Raw genomic sequence first — 338 nt, forward strand, 5'->3', positions numbered from 1 at the left:
GGACCGTAACGTTGAAGCCGATGCGGGCGCTCATGATGCCAATTGACATGCCGAGGTTGCCGGTGGAACCGACTGCGATACTGTACTGGCTGAAGAACTGTTTGAATTCCGGCGAAAGCAGAATGCTGTAATCATCATTTGTCGTTAGCAGACCCGCTTTCAACGCCAGTTTTTCAGCGTGGGTCAGGACTTCATAAATGCCGCCACGGGCTTTAATCGAGCCTGAAATTGGCAAGTGACTGTCTTTCTTCAGCAGGATTTCGCCGTGGATAGGCTGCCCGAACTCTTTTTCCAACCGCTTTTGCATAGCCGGGATTGCGGCCAGCTCAGATTCGATA

General features: G+C 51.8%; 1 pseudogene. It reads right to left on the reverse strand.

The annotated features are described in order from the left end of the window. Positions 1 to 338: pseudogene (locus FDX22_RS00450) on the reverse strand (pyridoxal-phosphate dependent enzyme); the annotation flags it as partial.

Source organism: Citrobacter sp. TBCS-14, from assembly GCF_005280805.1.
GTDB lineage: Bacteria > Pseudomonadota > Gammaproteobacteria > Enterobacterales > Enterobacteriaceae > Citrobacter > Citrobacter gillenii.